The sequence below is a fragment of the Ensifer sp. ENS11 genome (assembly GCF_014851895.1).
Lineage (GTDB): Bacteria > Pseudomonadota > Alphaproteobacteria > Rhizobiales > Rhizobiaceae > Ensifer > Ensifer canadensis.
In genome coordinates this window covers 202036-215960 of the sequence record NZ_JACVAN010000007.1, presented here as the reverse complement: position 1 = coordinate 215960, position 13925 = coordinate 202036, and the positions used below count along the sequence as shown (strand labels likewise).

The window sequence follows — 13925 nt, the reverse complement described above, 5'->3', positions numbered from 1 at the left end:
CGCACGTCGCTCGACCCGGCGTGAACGGTCAGAATACCGCCGAGGCGCCCGACTGTCCGCGTATGGAGGGTTACGGTGCATCCCGCCAACGGGTCTCACCGCATCCACTCCTTCGGATCAATGGCAACCGGTAGTGGAATGACCAAATTTGCGACCAGCACCGCGTAAGATTGACGAAATAGTAGTTCTATCAGGAGAGGTTGCAGTCGCTCACGCTGTTTGCATCGCCTCCGCACGCGAACCTGTTTATGGTTGCGGACAATTGCTGATATCAATGAAGGATTGCTGAAATGTCGAAGGCCATGAACGTCATCGTTGCCGACGACCATGCCATCGTTCGCGAAGGCTTGAAGATGCTACTTTCGACGATGGCGGGCATATCCGTGGTTGCCGAGGCCGCCGACGGCGAAGCCGTGTTGGCGCTTGCGAGAAGTGAGCCGGCAGACCTTCTGACCCTCGATCTCGGCATGCCGGGCGTGGCAGGCATCCAGTTCATCGCCGACATCAGGGAACTGGCTCCGAGAATGAAGATCCTAGTGCTGACCGCCAATATCGAACCGCGAACGGTCCGCGCCGCCATAGATGCGGGCGCAAGCGGTTATCTCACGAAGAACGGCGACCCGGCCGAGCTTGCCTCTGCCGTTGACGCGCTTGGCGCCAACGAAATCTACCTCGCACAATCGATACGCTTTGCCGTCAGCCACCCGGAGCGACGGACCTTGCCGTCCGCGACCGACGAAGCGCTTTCGCCCATTCCCCTGACCCGGCGGGAGATGCAGATCCTTTCGCTCGCGGCTCAGGGCCTGACGGCTCGCGAGATTGCCGAACGGCTTGGCATCAGCCCGCTCACCGCGCGCAAGCACCGCGAAAACCTGATGCGCAAGCTCAGCCTGCATAGCGCTGCCGAACTCGCCGCCTACGCTGTGCGCATCGGCCTGCCCATTGGCTGAAATCCGCATGCCGCGCCGGCTCCAGCGGTGACATTCCCTTAACCACCACATCATTGGCCGCAGGTTCGAGGCTCCGAAATACGGCACCTGCCGTATGTCGCCGATCTACAACCAAGCGTAGTTCTCTGCCGACCCGATTCCGCACCGACGGGGTCGGGCCGAATGCCACGCTGCCGGAGGGGCAGCCGGCAAACCGGAGGAACTGCGATGCCCTCGATCGAGCACTGGATTTCGTTTGCGGTCGCTACGGCGATCTTTGCCTGCATGCCGGGGCCCGCCATTCTCTACATGACGGCGCAGACCTTGGCGCATGGCCGCAAAGCCGGTTTTTTGGCCGCATTCGGCATCCATATCGGCTGCTATGTGCATATTGCAGCCGCAACCCTCGGGCTTGCCGCCCTTCTCAGCCATGCACCGTTTGTCTATGCGGCAATCAAACTTGCCGGCGCCGTCTATCTGGTCTGGCTTGGCGGCACGATGCTGCTCGGCATCGGCAAGCATGATACGCATAAGACCGATGCCAAGCCCGGCGTGCTGCGCGACAGCATCCTCGTCGAAATCCTCAACCCTAAGACGGCGTTGTTCTTCGTGACGTTCCTGCCGCAATTCGTCGACCCGGCAGCGGCAATGCCGGTCTCCCTGCAGTTCCTGGTCTTCGGCATGCTGGTCAATCTGGCGTTGTCGGCCGCTGATGTCGCCGCTGTGATACTCGCATCCCTGACCCTTGGTCGCTTCACCGGCCAGAGCAGCCTGGTCCCGCGGGCATGCGGTTCGATCCTCATCGGCCTCGGCATGATGCTGGCAACGCAGTCCGTCTGACACGAGGGGTCTTGCGATCAAACCCTTTCCTATCCCGATTGTTTCGGCGATGATATCCGGGCCTTGAACGTCAGCGCAAAGCTCGAAGTCCTTCGGATGCCATCGCAAGGCTATGGATGACGTCCGTGCGAGAGGAAAACGGTCGCATGCTCAGCCCTGCCGAGATTTCGCAAGCAGCCGAGAGCCTTCACCAGGCCGAAATCGATCGCAGCCAGGTCGGCCTGTTATCCCTCAAACATCCGGGGATGACGATAGACGACGCCTATGCGGTTCAATCCGCCTGGGTGCGGCGCAAGCGGGACCTCGGCCGACGGATCATCGGCTTCAAGATCGGGCTGACGTCAAAGGCCATGCAGCAGGCGCTTGATATCGACACGCCGGATTCCGGCGTGCTGTTCGACGACATGCTGTTCGAGGATGGTTCAACCATTCCCGCCGATCGCTTCATCCAGCCTCGCGTAGAGGCCGAAATCGCCTTCGTGATGAAGGCGCCGCTCAAAGGGCCGCGCGTCACTATCCTGAACGTGCTCAACGCCACCGACTTCGTGATCCCCGCGCTTGAGATCCTCGACACCCGCATCGTCAGACGCGATCCCGAGACACAGCAAGCCCGAGGGATCGCCGATACGATCGCCGACAATGCGGCCAATGCCGGGCTGATCCTTGGCGGACGACCGATGCGCCCCGACGCGGTTGATATGCGCTGGATGGGCGCCATCCTCTCGCGCAACGCCGAAGTGGAAGAAGCCGGATTGGGGGCGGGCGTTCTCAATCATCCCGCCCATGGCATCGCCTGGCTCGCCAACCGCTTGGCGCAGTATGGCGACGCGATCGAACCGGGCCAGATCGTGCTTTCCGGCTCGTTCGTGCGTGCGGTGGAGGCGCGCAGCGGCGACACCTTCGTTGCGGATTTCGGCAATCACGGCACGGTCAGCTGCCACTTCGCCCGAAGCGCCGCCTGACCCAGCGGCACCAATGTCTTAGGCACCCATCCTCGCGTCCTATTGCACCAGGATTGCGCGGAAATCATTGACATTCGTGCCGGTCGGCCCGGGCTTGAAGATATCACCGAGCGCGTCGAAGGCACTCCAGCTATCATTCCGCTGCAGGAGTGCTGAGGCGTCGAGCCGCTGTGCGGCGAGCCGGGCGATCGTCGTTCCGTCGGCAAAGGCGCCGGCATTGTCCTCGGAACCGTCGATGCCATCGGTATCGGCGGCAAGCGCCGCAACGCCAACGGCGCCATCAATGCCAAGGGCCAGCGACAGCAGGAACTCGCTGTTGCGTCCGCCCTTGCCTGCCCCGCGCATGGTAACGGTCGTCTCGCCGCCGGAAAGAACGACAACGGGCTTCGCGAAGGGGCGGCCGCGGCCTGCGACCTCACGGGCGATTGCCGCGTGAACACTGCCGACGTCACGCGCCTCGCCTTCAATCGCGTCGGAGAGAATGATTGCCTCGATGCCGGCCTCCCGCGCCTTGGCGGCAGCCGCCTCGAGCGAGACGGAAGCGGATGCGATCAGGCGTACTTCGTTGGCAGCGAAACGCGGGTCGGACGGCGACGGCGCATCGGCAGCCGGATCGGCGAGCCACGCCAGAACCTTTTCGGGCAATTGCAGGCCATAGCGCTCGATGATCTTCAGGGCGTCGGCACGAGTGCTTGCGTCGGGCAGGGTCGGACCGGAGGCGACCAGCGCCGGGTCATCGCCGGGAATATCAGATACGATGAGTGAAACGACCTTCGCCGGATAGGCCGCGGCCGCGAGCCGGCCACCCTTGATCAATGAGACGTGCTTGCGCACCGCATTCATGGCGCTGATCGGCGCGCCCGAGGCGAGCAGCGCCCGGTTGACGGCGACTTCATTGTCCAGCGAAAGGCCTGGAGGTGGTGACGGCAGCAGGGCCGATCCACCACCGCAGACAAGAGCAACGACCAGATCGTCTTCCGACAGGCCGCTGACCTCGGCGATCAGGCGCCGAGAGGCCTGCAGACCGCTTTCATCCGGCAGCGGATGCGATGCTTCCAGCACCTCGATACGCTGGCAAGGGGCTGCGTAGCCGTAGCGGGTGACGACGACGCCGGAAAGCGGACCATCCCAATGTCGCTCGAAGGCCTGTGCCATCTGCGCCGCACCCTTGCCGGCGCCGACGACCACGGTCCGGCCCTTCGGCCGCTCCGGCAGGTTGGCGGCAATCACCAGTGCCGGGTCGGCAGCGGCAACCGCCGATGTGAACAGCGTTTCCAGAAACGTGCGCGGATCGGCAATGGCTGCCATGTCTCTCCCCTTCATCCAAGATCTCGGGCGGCGGCTCCTCCTTCCGCCGCCCGGAGGCACGATCGGCAGACGGAACGGGCCGCCGGTCGATCATGCGTATTTTCATGCTGTCGTAGCGGTGCTTCAGGCGACCTGATGGTTCGCCATGCGCTCAAGGGCACGCACCAGGCCGGAATGGTCAAGCCCGCTGTCACCATTGGCGGCGCAGTTGTTGAACAGCTCCTGCGTCGCTGCCGTGTTCGGTAGCGAAATGCCGAGGGATTTTGCGCCCTGCAGCGCCAGGTTCAGATCCTTCTGGTGCAGCGAGATGCGGAAGCCCGGATCGAAGGTGCGCTTGATCATGCGATCGCCATGCACTTCGAGAATACGCGAGGAGGCAAAACCACCCATCAACGCTTCGCGAACCCGTGCCGGATCGGCGCCGGCCTTCGACGCGAAGACGAGCGCCTCGGACACCGCCTCGATCGTCAGCGCAACGATGATCTGGTTGGCGACCTTGGTCACCTGGCCATCGCCACAATCGCCGACGAGGGTGATGTTCTTGCCCATCAGCTGGAACAACGGCAAGGCCCGGTCGAAGCTCTCCTGAGAGCCGCCGGCCATGATCGAAAGCGAAGCGTTCCTGGCACCGACTTCGCCGCCGGAGACTGGTGCGTCGACGTATTCCGCACCGGTTTCGCGGACCTTTTTGGCGAATTCCTTGGTCTCGATCGGCGAGATCGAGCTCATGTCGATGACCAACTTGCCCTTGGAAAGGCCGTAGGCGACGCCGTTCTCGCCGAAGAGAACGTCCTTCACTTCAGGCGTGTCCGGCAGCATCAGGATGATCGTGTCGACCGCCTCGGCAAGTGCCTTCGGCGTCTCGACAAACGTCAGGCCATTGTCGAGCAGTTCCTGCCGCGGCGGGATCGCAAATTTCGAAGTGATGATCGTATGCCCGGCATCCTGCAGATGGCGTGCCATCGGCGTACCCATGATGCCCAGTCCAATAAAGCCGATCGTTGCCATTGTGCTTAACTCCTGATCTTGATGATGTCTGCGGATTGCGTGCGCTTGCGCTCGGTGCCAAGCCAGCCAAGGCCCTCGACCGTGGTCGTGCGCGGCTTGTATTCGCAGCCGATCCAGCCGTCGTAGCCCGCCTCTTCGAGCGCATCGAAGACGTAGGGATAGTTGATCTCGCCCGTACCCGGTTCGTTGCGGCCCGGGTTATCGGCAAGCTGGACGTGGGCGATGCGGCCGGCAAAGCGCCTGTAGGTACCGATGAGTTCGCCTTGCGTGCGCTGCTGATGGTAGAGGTCGTACTGGATGAAGAGGTTGTCGCTGCCGACCTCGTCGATGATCGAAGCGGCCTGCTCGACCGTGTTGAGGTAGAAGCCGGGAATATCGAAGTGGTTGATCGGCTCGATCAGCAGGCGAATGCCCTGCTTGCCCAGTTCGCTCGCGGCCAGCTTGAGGTTGGCGACCAGCGTGGTGCGCAGCACGGCTTCCGAGACCCCGTCCGGCGCGATGCCGACCAGGCAGTTGACCTGCTTGCAATCAAGCGTGGTCGCATAGTCGATGGCGCTCGCCACGCCCTTGCGGAACTCGTCGATCCGGTCGGGCAGGATGGCGATGCCGCGCTCGCCGCCGGCCCAGTTGCCGGCCGGCAGGTTGTGCAGCACTTGTTTCAGACCGTAACGCTGCAACTCGGCGCGCAGGCTGACCTTCTCGAACTCGTAGGGGAAGAGATACTCGACGCCTTCGAAGCCGGCTTTTGCAGCAAGGGCAAAGCGATCGAGGAACGGCGCCTCGGTAAACAGCATTGTCAGGTTCGCAGCGAACTTCGCCATGCGATTTTTCCTCCTTGTGATAGTTTTCAATCGAGAAGCGCTTCGATCGCGGTCGGTGCATCTTCGCCACGCGCCGCCAGTTCCTCGAACTCGACGACGGAGTTGATGTCCGCACCCATGGCGATGTTGGTGACGCGCTCGAGGATGAACTCGATGACGACGGGAACCTGGTGCTCATCCATCAGGGCGCGGGCGCGGTCGAACGCTTCCTGGAACTCGTTGGGGCTGCGCACCCGGATCGCCTTGCAGCCGAGACCCTCGGCAACGGCGACATGGTCGACGCCATAGCCCTTCTCCGCGTCTTCAGACGCATTGATGTTGTCGAAGGCGAGGCTGACTTCGAAGTCCATGTTAAAGCCGCGCTGCGCCTGGCGGATGAGGCCGAGGTAGGAATTGTTCACGACAACATGCAGGTAGGGCAGCTTGTGCTGGGCGCCGACCGCCAGTTCCTCGATCATGAACTGGAAATCATAGTCGCCGGAAAGTGCGACGATCGGCCTATCGGGATCGGCGGCACGCACGCCAAGGGCAGCCGGCAGGGTCCAGCCGAGCGGACCGGCCTGGCCGCAATTGATCCAGTTGCGCGGCTTGTAGACGTGCAGGAACTGCGCGCCGGCGATCTGGCTGAGGCCGATGGTCGACACATAGCAGGTGTCGCGGCCGAAGGCCTTGTTCATCTCTTCATAGACGCGCTGCGGCTTTAGCGGCGTCTGGTCGAAATGGGTCTTGCGCAGCATGGTCCGCTTGCGCTCGCGGCATTCTTGCGCCCAGCCCGACCAGTCGCGCAGCTTGCCGGCGGTCTTCCATTCCGTCGCAACGTCAAGGAAGAGCTTCAGCGCTGCCCCCGCGTCTGAGACGACGCCGAAATCCGGCGCGAAGACGCGTCCGATCTGCGTCGGTTCGATATCGACGTGAACGAACTTTCGACCCTCGGTATAGGTCGGTATGTTGCCGGTGTGGCGGTTTGCCCAACGGTTGCCGACGCCGAGCACGAAGTCGGAGGCGAGCATGCTGGCATTGCCGTAGCGATGCGACGTCTGCAGGCCGCACATGCCGGCCATCAGCGGATGATCGTCCGGGATCGTACCCCAGCCCATCAGTGTCGGAATGACAGGAACGCCGGTGATCTCGGCAAATTCGGTCAAGAGATCCGAGGCGTCGGCATTGATGATGCCGCCACCGGCGACGATCAACGGCCGCTCGGCCTCGTTCAGCATCGCAATGACCTTCTCGGCCTGCGCGCGCGTCGCCTTCGGCTTGTAGGGCTCGAGCGGCTCATACGTCTCGGGATCGAATTCGATCTCGGCCAGCTGGACGTCGACCGGCAGGTCGATCAGCACCGGCCCCGGTCGTCCGGAGCGCATCAGGTGAAAAGCCTTCTGGAAGACGAATGGCACCAGCGCCGGCTCCATGACGGTGACAGCCCACTTGGTGACAGGTGCTGCGATCTTGGAGATATCGACGGCCTGGAAATCCTCCTTGTCCAGGCGGGCGCGCGGCGCCTGCCCGGTGATGCAGAGGATCGGGATCGAGTCGGCGGAAGCCGAGTAAAGGCCGGTGATCATGTCGGTGCCGGCCGGGCCTGACGTGCCGATGCAAACGCCGATGTTGCCGTGCTTGGCGCGGGTGTAGCCTTCCGCCATATGCGAGGCGCCCTCTACGTGGCGGGCAAGGATGTGGCGAACCGAGCCGCGCGCCCTCAGAGCGGAATAAAACGGATTGATTGCCGCACCGGGCACGCCGAAAGCACAATCGATGCCCTCTTTCTCAAGAACGTAAACAGCCGCATCAACGGCACGCATCTTAGCCATGGGAACTCCTCCTATTTGATGAGACGATACCCCATTGTCATCAATGTTCAACATTTAAATGGAATTCATTTCCACCAGATGGAAATAAACATCTTCAAGAATTTCGAAACAATCAATCCTGGTCCTGCTAGAGGATGATAGGAATGACTCGGCTGCTGGAGGATGGATCATGGATGCGACAGGCAAGGGAAAACGCGGCCGAAAGGCGGGCGAAAACGCAGCGCCCGGCTCCGTGCAGGTGCTCGACCGTAGCCTGACGCTGCTGGCGGTCGTTGCCGAAAGCGACGGCTCGACATTGACGAACTTGTCCGATGTCACAGGCATGGCGCCATCGACCGTGCACCGGCTGCTGACGTCTCTGGCCAACCACGGCATGGTGATGAACGACCCCGACACCGGCGCCTGGACGATCGGCCTCAAGGCATTCGAGATCGGCAACGCCTATCTGCGCTTCCGCAAGCTCGGCACCATCAGCCGTCCGTTTCTGAAACAGCTGATGGAAGAAAGCGGTGAGACTGCCAATATCGGCATCGAAGAAGGCGGCGATGTCGTCTTCATCTCGCAGGTGGAAAGCCATGCCCCGATGCGGGCCTTCTTCCGCCCCGGCCGGCGCGGGCCGATCCATGCCTCCGGAATCGGCAAGGCGATCCTGTCGACCTGGGCCGACAAGGATGTCGCGCATCTGCTGGCTGGACGCGACCTGGCGCATTTCACCGACAAGACACGCGACAACCTGTCGGCGCTGCTGCAGGACATCCAGAAGATCCGCCAGCGCGGCTGGTCGATCGACGACGAGGAACACACGCTCGGCATGCGCTGCGTGGCAGCGCCGATCTTCAACGAATATGGGGAAACGATCGCCGGGATCTCGATCTCAGGACCATCCGTGCGCGTCAATGACGACAAGCTCTTGGTGCTGGGACCGGTCGTGCGCGAGCGCGCCGATGCCTTGACCCGGGCCATGGGCGGCAAGCGCCCCGAAGATCTCTGATAAGGAGATCTTTGACAAGAAAGCCTCCCCTTGTGGGGGAGGCTTGCGTACGGCGTTGATTGGAACGTTCAGCGTCGAACGTTGGGAGACCACGCTTCCGCGATGGTTCAGACCGTCTCGAATTTCCGGCCGCCTGTGGCTTCTGTCTCGGCTGCCTGGTTGCTGGCAAGATGTTTCATCGGCTTGCCGGCAACATAGGTTTCGGCCACCGATCGGTCGTCGCCCATCGTCTGCAGGATGAAGAGTTCCTCGGCGAGCGTCTTGGCCACGCGCATTCTCAGCTCCATCGACGGCTTGGCGCGACTGTCGAGCACGACGATATCGGCGTCGGCGCCGATATGCAGCGAGCCAATGCGGTCGTCGAGATCGAGCGCCCGCGCGTTGCCGAGCGTCATCATGTAGAACGAGTTGAACGGCGAAAGCCGCTGACCCTGCAGATGAAGAACCTTGTAGGCCTCATCCATGGTTTCCAGCATCGAGAAGCTGGTGCCGGCGCCGACGTCCGTTGCCACCGACCAGCGCGCGCCGAGTTTGTCGAAACGGTCGCGGTCAAAGAGGCCCGAACCGAGGAACAGGTTCGAGGTCGGGCAGAAAGTGCCGACGGCGCCGGTCTCGGCGAGAACCGAGATCTCGCGATCGCTGAGGTAAATGCAGTGCCCGAGCAACGTCTTGCGGGTCAAAAGATCGTAGCGTGCATAGATGTCGGTATAGTCCTTCGCTTCCGGGTAGAGCGACGTCGCAAAGGCGATCTCGTCCTTGTTTTCGGACAGATGCGTCTGGACGTAGCATTCCGGATGTTCGGCGACGAGCGCCCGGCTCATCTCCATCTGTTCCGGCGTCGAGGTGATGGCGAAACGCGGGCTGATGGCGTAGTGGGCGCGGCCGCGGCCGTGCCACTTGCCGATCAGTTGCTTCGTCTCGTCATATCCGAGTTGAGGCGTGTCGCGCAGCGCATCGGGCGCATTGCGATCCATCATTACCTTGCCGCCGATCATCAGCATGCCGCGGCTTTCCGCAGCGCCGAAGTAGGCATCGACACTCTCCGGATGCACCGAACAATAGGCAACGGCCGTGGTGGTGCCGTTGGAAAGCAGTTCGTCCATGAACCGGCCGGCAATGAATTGAGCATGCTCCGGCTGGCGGAACTTTTGTTCCTCGACGAAAATGTAGGTGTTCAGCCATTCGAGCAATTGCGCACCATAGGACGCGATAGCCTGCGTCTGCGGGAAATGCAGATGCGTGTCGATCAGGCCCGGCAACACCAGGTTCGGTCGATGATCGGCAACCTTGACTGCTGGCCCGGCCCTGCGGGCAACGTCCGAATGCTCGCCGATATCGGCAATCTTGCCGTTGCGAACCAGCACGGCGCCATCTTCGAAGTAGCGATAGGAGGCGTGGTCGTCGATGCCTTTGGGCGCCTCGACAAACGTCAGCACGCGGCCGCGGATCAGCAAATCGGTCATTGAACCTTCTCTCCCTTTACGACCGTCTCATACCAGGCGACGAGGAGCTTGCGCTCCTCGTCCGATATGCCGGTGACATTGGCCGGCGGCATCGCGTGCGAACGGCCGGCCTGCAGATAGATTTCGCGTGCGTGGGCGGCGATCTCGCCGTCGGTCTCCAGCGTCACGCCCTTCGGCGGCACGACCAGCCCTTCCCAGCCGGGCTCCTTGGCGTGGCACATGGAACAGCGGCCAAGCACGGTGTCGCGAACCTTCGGAAAGGCCTCGGCGGTAACGAACGGCTGCTGCGCCGCCGAAACCTTCGCCTCCTCGTCGCCGCTCAGGATCTTCGGCACGGTCGACAGCCACATGATGACAATGAAGAGCAGCGCGGTCGCAAGCCACGTCCAGGTCGGATTGCCCTTGTCGGCGTGACGGGTGTTGAAATAGTGGCGGATGGTGACGCCCATCAGGAACACCAGCGAGGCGATGATCCAGTTGTACTGGGTGCCGAAGGCCAGCGGATAATGGTTCGACAGCATCAGGAACAGCACAGGCAGCGTCAGGTAGTTGTTGTGCGTGGAACGCTGCTTGGCGATGACGCCGTATTTGGCGTCCGGCGTGCGGCCGGCGATCAGGTCGGCAACGACGATCTTCTGGTTCGGGATGATGATGAAGAAGACGTTCGCCGACATGATCGTCGCGGTGAAGGCGCCCAGATGCAGGAAGGCGGCGCGGCCGGTGAAAAGCTGCGTATAGCCCCAGGCCATGCCGACGAGGATGAAATACAGGAGCACCATCAGCTTGGTGTTGTCGCGGCCGGCCGGCGACTTGCAGATCGCATCATAGGCAAGCCAGCCGAAGCCGATCGATGCCAGCGAAATGGCGATCGCCGTCGTCTTCGATACGTCGAGCACATTGGGGTCGATCAGGTAAAGGTCAGCGCCGGCGTAATAGACCATGCACAGCATGCCGAAACCGGAAAGCCAGGTGACGTAGGATTCCCATTTGAACCAGATCAGGTGCTCCGGCATGTTTGATGGAGCCACCAGATACTTCTGGATATGATAGAAGCCGCCGCCGTGGACCTGCCATTCCTCGCCGTAGGCTCCAACAGGCAGATCGGGTCTTTTCTTCAGGCCAAGATCGAGCGCGACGAAATAAAACGACGAACCGATCCATGCGATACCGGTGATGACGTGTAGCCATCTCATGGCAAAGGTGAGCCAATCCCAGGCTATGGCATACTCGTACATGCAATTCTCCCATTTCTCCGTGGCGCATTATGTGTCATTGCTGGAGGCCGCGGGAACGTCGCTGGTTCACCAACACTTTCAAAAAAATCTATAAAATCGCGACGGAATGGATGCGTTAGATAGTGCCCGGAGGAGAGATCGGGAGGCATGTCATATCTGGACAATGTTCGCGTCTTCGTACGCGTCGTAGAGCTTGGAACCCTGTCGGCAGCTGGTCGCGACCAGCGCGTAACGCCGGCGGTTGCCAGTAATAGAATCAAAGAGTTGGAGCGCCACATGGGCGTTCGGCTGTTCAATCGGACGACGCGCAAGCTGACCCCGACGGAGCACGGCCGTGTGTTCTACGACGGTGCCGTCAAGATTCTCGAAGCTGTCAATGATGCGGAGAACGCCATCGCGGATCTGTCGCACAATCCGAAGGGTGCGCTGAAGATTACCGCTCCGTTGGGGATAGGTCGGCGGCTGATCGCCTCGGGCATTCCGGAGTTTCACGACAAATATCCGGATATCGAGGTGCGGCTCAGGCTCTCCGACCACAATGTCGATATCCTGTCGGAAGGCGTCGATGTCGCCTTCAAGCTCGGCATCCTCGAAGATTCGAACCTGCGCATGCGTGGCATCATGAACTGCGAGCGCGTCGTCTGCGGCGCACCGGCCTATTTCGAGAAGCGCGGCGTGCCGCAAACACCCGACGAGCTTATCGCCGACAAACATGACTGTCTGCTGCTGCGCTATCCCGGTTCCAAGGAGTACTTCTGGACATTGCAGACGCCTGAGGGTGTCAGGAAGCTCGAAGTGACCGGGCCTTACGATTCGGATGATGGCGATGTGTTGACCCAATGGGCGCTCGATGGTCGCGGCATCATCAACAAGCCTCTCTTCGAGGTGAAGAGCTACATCAACACCGGCGAGCTGGTGCCAATCCTTGCCTCGACACCGCCGCTCGGCGTGCAACTGGCGGCGATCTATCCGCACAAGCGCTTCCAGGACCCGAAGGTTCGGCTGATGATCGACTATATGGCGGAGCGCTGTCAGCGGCTGATCGGCAAGATGCTCGCCTAACAGCCCCGCCTAAAACAGCGCTCTGCTTGATCGGTTAAGGCACGAGCACGATCTTACCGGTCGTGCTTCGTGTTTCCATGGCACGGTGCGCCTCTGCCGCCTGTTCCAGCGGAAACCGACCACCCAGATGGACCTTGAGCCGCCCGTCCTCCACGCGACGGAACAGATCGCCGAGATCGGTTTTCAGGGCGGACGGCGTGAGCAACGGCAATAGAGCGAACCCACGCAGGGATTGATTGCCCGAAAGCATTTGTTCGACGTCAGCGGCTTCGAGTTCGAAGCGCCCCATCGCGCCGAAGACGAGCTCACCGCCTTGCGCCAGAACACCAAGCGCGGATTTGGTGAAGGATCCGCCGACCATGTCGTAGATCGTCTCGACTGACCCACCTGCCTGATGCTGTCCAAGCTCCGACCGCCAATCCGCTGCTTTGTAGTCGATTGCAAGGTCCGCGCCGAGCGAGCGTGTGAACGCGACCTTCTCGCTGCCGCCCGCAAGCGCGATTACCGCTTTTGCACCAGCCTCTCTTGCAAGCTGAATGAGCAGCGAGCCGACACCGCCGGCCGCAGCAGTCACCAGCACGGTCTTTCCCTGCGGATTGCTTTGCCGAACGAGATGAAGCGCCGTCAGCCCCTGGATCATCAGCGCTGTCGCCACTTCGAACGAAACGTCGCCGGGGATCGGCACGAGTGCGTCAGCGTCGATCGCGACATATTCGGCGCACCCGCCCGCCCCGCGGCCGAAGGCGAACATCGGCACGGCGACACGCGTGCCGACCGCCGGCGTTTTCACGCCTTCGCCCTGCGCCTCGACAATGCCCGCGATCTCGACACCCGGCACCATCGGCAAACCAGGTGTCACCGCGTATCGGTCCTGCCGCATCAGAACTTCGAAGAAATTGAGCCCGATCGCCCCGACCCGCACCAGCACTTCGCCGTGCGCGGGCACCGGCTTCGGCATATCGATCAGCTCAAGGACTTCAGGGCTCCCGAAGGAGCGGTACCGGATTGCTTTCATGGATCTCAACCTCATTTGACTGGCTTTGATCCATAATTAGCCTTAGACTCCCGTTTGGCTCTACACACCCTTTTGTTCCATACTGACCGATTGGTAACCATGGCCGATATCATCAAGAGACTGCCATCACTGCCATCCGAGCGTGCGCTCAAGGTGATCTCCGGGCGATGGAAGGCAGTGATCCTCTATCACCTGTTCGACGGTCCGAGGCGCCTCTCTGAGTTGCGACGGCTCGTACCGGCCGTCAGCCAGAAAGTCCTGATCCAGCAGCTTCGCGAGATGGAAGAACACGGCCTCGTTCATCGCGAGATCTTTCGCGAAGTGCCGCCAAGGGTGGAATATTCGGCAACGGCACTGGGCCAGAGCCTCGAGCCGGTCCTGCTTGCCCTGTGCGAATGGGGTCAGCGTCACGCCGAAGAACTGGGTGAATTCGACCAAGTCGGCGATTGCATCATCCGGCCGCGCCAAAGCGCCTGAGCG

The 13925-nt window shown here is 61.7% G+C and carries 13 protein-coding genes; 6 read left to right on the top strand and 7 right to left on the bottom strand.

Features of this window, described 5'->3' with window-relative positions:
* Window positions 1-290: 290 nt before the first annotated feature.
* The 3 genes from IB264_RS16230 to hpaH all read left to right on the top strand — a co-directional run bounded on the left by IB264_RS16230 (window position 291) and on the right by hpaH (window position 2731).
* A complete protein-coding gene (locus IB264_RS16230) occupies window positions 291-950 on the top strand; it encodes a response regulator transcription factor (RefSeq protein ID WP_057211243.1) in 660 nt (219 codons plus the stop codon).
* 207 nt (window positions 951-1157) lie between these two features.
* Window positions 1158-1769 carry a LysE family translocator gene (locus tag IB264_RS16225; RefSeq protein ID WP_025428607.1) on the top strand — a complete coding sequence of 204 codons (612 nt, stop codon included), beginning with the start codon at window positions 1158-1160 and terminating at the stop codon, window positions 1767-1769.
* Between the two features lie 146 nt (window positions 1770-1915).
* On the top strand, window positions 1916-2731 hold the full coding sequence (gene hpaH / locus IB264_RS16220) for a 2-oxo-hept-4-ene-1,7-dioate hydratase (RefSeq protein ID WP_057211245.1): 816 nt from the start codon (window positions 1916-1918) through the stop codon (window positions 2729-2731).
* Window positions 2732-2770: 39 nt separating this feature from the next.
* Here hpaH and IB264_RS16215 read toward each other — a convergent pair whose 3' ends face one another.
* From IB264_RS16215 to gcl, 4 genes are all read right to left on the bottom strand, one after another.
* Window positions 2771-4039 (bottom strand): glycerate kinase, encoded by a 1269-nt coding sequence (locus tag IB264_RS16215; protein WP_057211247.1) that lies wholly within the window; start codon window positions 4037-4039, stop codon window positions 2771-2773.
* A gap of 123 nt (window positions 4040-4162) precedes the next feature.
* Window positions 4163-5047, bottom strand: coding sequence for a 2-hydroxy-3-oxopropionate reductase (gene glxR, locus IB264_RS16210; protein WP_057211249.1), 885 nt, complete (start codon window positions 5045-5047; stop codon window positions 4163-4165).
* A gap of 5 nt (window positions 5048-5052) precedes the next feature.
* Window positions 5053-5868: a hydroxypyruvate isomerase gene (gene hyi, locus IB264_RS16205; protein ID WP_057211251.1), complete on the bottom strand. Its 816-nt coding sequence runs from the start codon at window positions 5866-5868 to the stop codon at window positions 5053-5055.
* 26 nt (window positions 5869-5894) lie between these two features.
* Window positions 5895-7679 (bottom strand): glyoxylate carboligase, encoded by a 1785-nt coding sequence (gene gcl / locus IB264_RS16200; protein WP_025428602.1) that lies wholly within the window; start codon window positions 7677-7679, stop codon window positions 5895-5897.
* Window positions 7680-7848: 169 nt separating this feature from the next.
* Here gcl and IB264_RS16195 point away from each other — a divergent pair, with 169 nt between their 5' ends.
* The gene (locus IB264_RS16195; protein WP_025428601.1) at window positions 7849-8670 is read left to right on the top strand and encodes an IclR family transcriptional regulator; all 822 of its coding nucleotides are present in this window, start codon (window positions 7849-7851) and stop codon (window positions 8668-8670) included.
* Between the two features lie 107 nt (window positions 8671-8777).
* Here the strand turns inward: IB264_RS16195 and guaD are convergent, their stop codons facing one another.
* Window positions 8778-10133 (bottom strand): guanine deaminase, encoded by a 1356-nt coding sequence (gene guaD, locus IB264_RS16190; protein ID WP_057211253.1) that lies wholly within the window; start codon window positions 10131-10133, stop codon window positions 8778-8780.
* Window positions 10130-11368, bottom strand: coding sequence for a urate hydroxylase PuuD (locus tag IB264_RS16185; protein WP_025428599.1), 1239 nt, complete (start codon window positions 11366-11368; stop codon window positions 10130-10132). Before IB264_RS16185 ends, guaD begins: the two co-directional genes overlap by 4 nt.
* A gap of 147 nt (window positions 11369-11515) precedes the next feature.
* Here IB264_RS16185 and IB264_RS16180 point away from each other — a divergent pair, with 147 nt between their 5' ends.
* Complete coding sequence (locus IB264_RS16180) at window positions 11516-12430, top strand: LysR family transcriptional regulator (RefSeq protein ID WP_192433823.1); 915 nt, start codon at window positions 11516-11518, stop codon at window positions 12428-12430.
* Between the two features lie 34 nt (window positions 12431-12464).
* Here IB264_RS16180 and IB264_RS16175 read toward each other — a convergent pair whose 3' ends face one another.
* A complete protein-coding gene (locus IB264_RS16175; RefSeq protein WP_057226689.1) occupies window positions 12465-13445 on the bottom strand; it encodes a zinc-binding dehydrogenase in 981 nt (326 codons plus the stop codon).
* A gap of 99 nt (window positions 13446-13544) precedes the next feature.
* On the opposite strand from IB264_RS16175, the gene IB264_RS16170 reads away from it, so the two are divergent.
* Window positions 13545-13922: a helix-turn-helix domain-containing protein gene (locus IB264_RS16170; protein ID WP_025428596.1), complete on the top strand. Its 378-nt coding sequence runs from the start codon at window positions 13545-13547 to the stop codon at window positions 13920-13922.
* Window positions 13923-13925: the final 3 nt, after the last annotated feature.

What these genes read in the sequence shown, in the direction of transcription:
- IB264_RS16230 (WP_057211243.1), top strand. Translation starts at nt 291, where the DNA reads ATGTCGAAGGCCATGAACGTCATCGTTGCCGACGACCATGCCATCGTT.
- IB264_RS16225 (WP_025428607.1), top strand. Translation starts at nt 1,158, where the DNA reads ATGCCCTCGATCGAGCACTGGATTTCGTTTGCGGTCGCTACGGCGATC.
- hpaH (WP_057211245.1), top strand. Translation starts at nt 1,916, where the DNA reads ATGCTCAGCCCTGCCGAGATTTCGCAAGCAGCCGAGAGCCTTCACCAG.
- IB264_RS16215 (WP_057211247.1), bottom strand. Translation starts at nt 4,039, where the DNA reads ATGGCAGCCATTGCCGATCCGCGCACGTTTCTGGAAACGCTGTTCACA.
- glxR (WP_057211249.1), bottom strand. Translation starts at nt 5,047, where the DNA reads ATGGCAACGATCGGCTTTATTGGACTGGGCATCATGGGTACGCCGATG.
- hyi (WP_057211251.1), bottom strand. Translation starts at nt 5,868, where the DNA reads ATGGCGAAGTTCGCTGCGAACCTGACAATGCTGTTTACCGAGGCGCCG.
- gcl (WP_025428602.1), bottom strand. Translation starts at nt 7,679, where the DNA reads ATGGCTAAGATGCGTGCCGTTGATGCGGCTGTTTACGTTCTTGAGAAA.
- IB264_RS16195 (WP_025428601.1), top strand. Translation starts at nt 7,849, where the DNA reads ATGGATGCGACAGGCAAGGGAAAACGCGGCCGAAAGGCGGGCGAAAAC.
- guaD (WP_057211253.1), bottom strand. Translation starts at nt 10,133, where the DNA reads ATGACCGATTTGCTGATCCGCGGCCGCGTGCTGACGTTTGTCGAGGCG.
- IB264_RS16185 (WP_025428599.1), bottom strand. Translation starts at nt 11,368, where the DNA reads ATGTACGAGTATGCCATAGCCTGGGATTGGCTCACCTTTGCCATGAGA.
- IB264_RS16180 (WP_192433823.1), top strand. Translation starts at nt 11,516, where the DNA reads ATGTCATATCTGGACAATGTTCGCGTCTTCGTACGCGTCGTAGAGCTT.
- IB264_RS16175 (WP_057226689.1), bottom strand. Translation starts at nt 13,445, where the DNA reads ATGAAAGCAATCCGGTACCGCTCCTTCGGGAGCCCTGAAGTCCTTGAG.
- IB264_RS16170 (WP_025428596.1), top strand. Translation starts at nt 13,545, where the DNA reads ATGGCCGATATCATCAAGAGACTGCCATCACTGCCATCCGAGCGTGCG.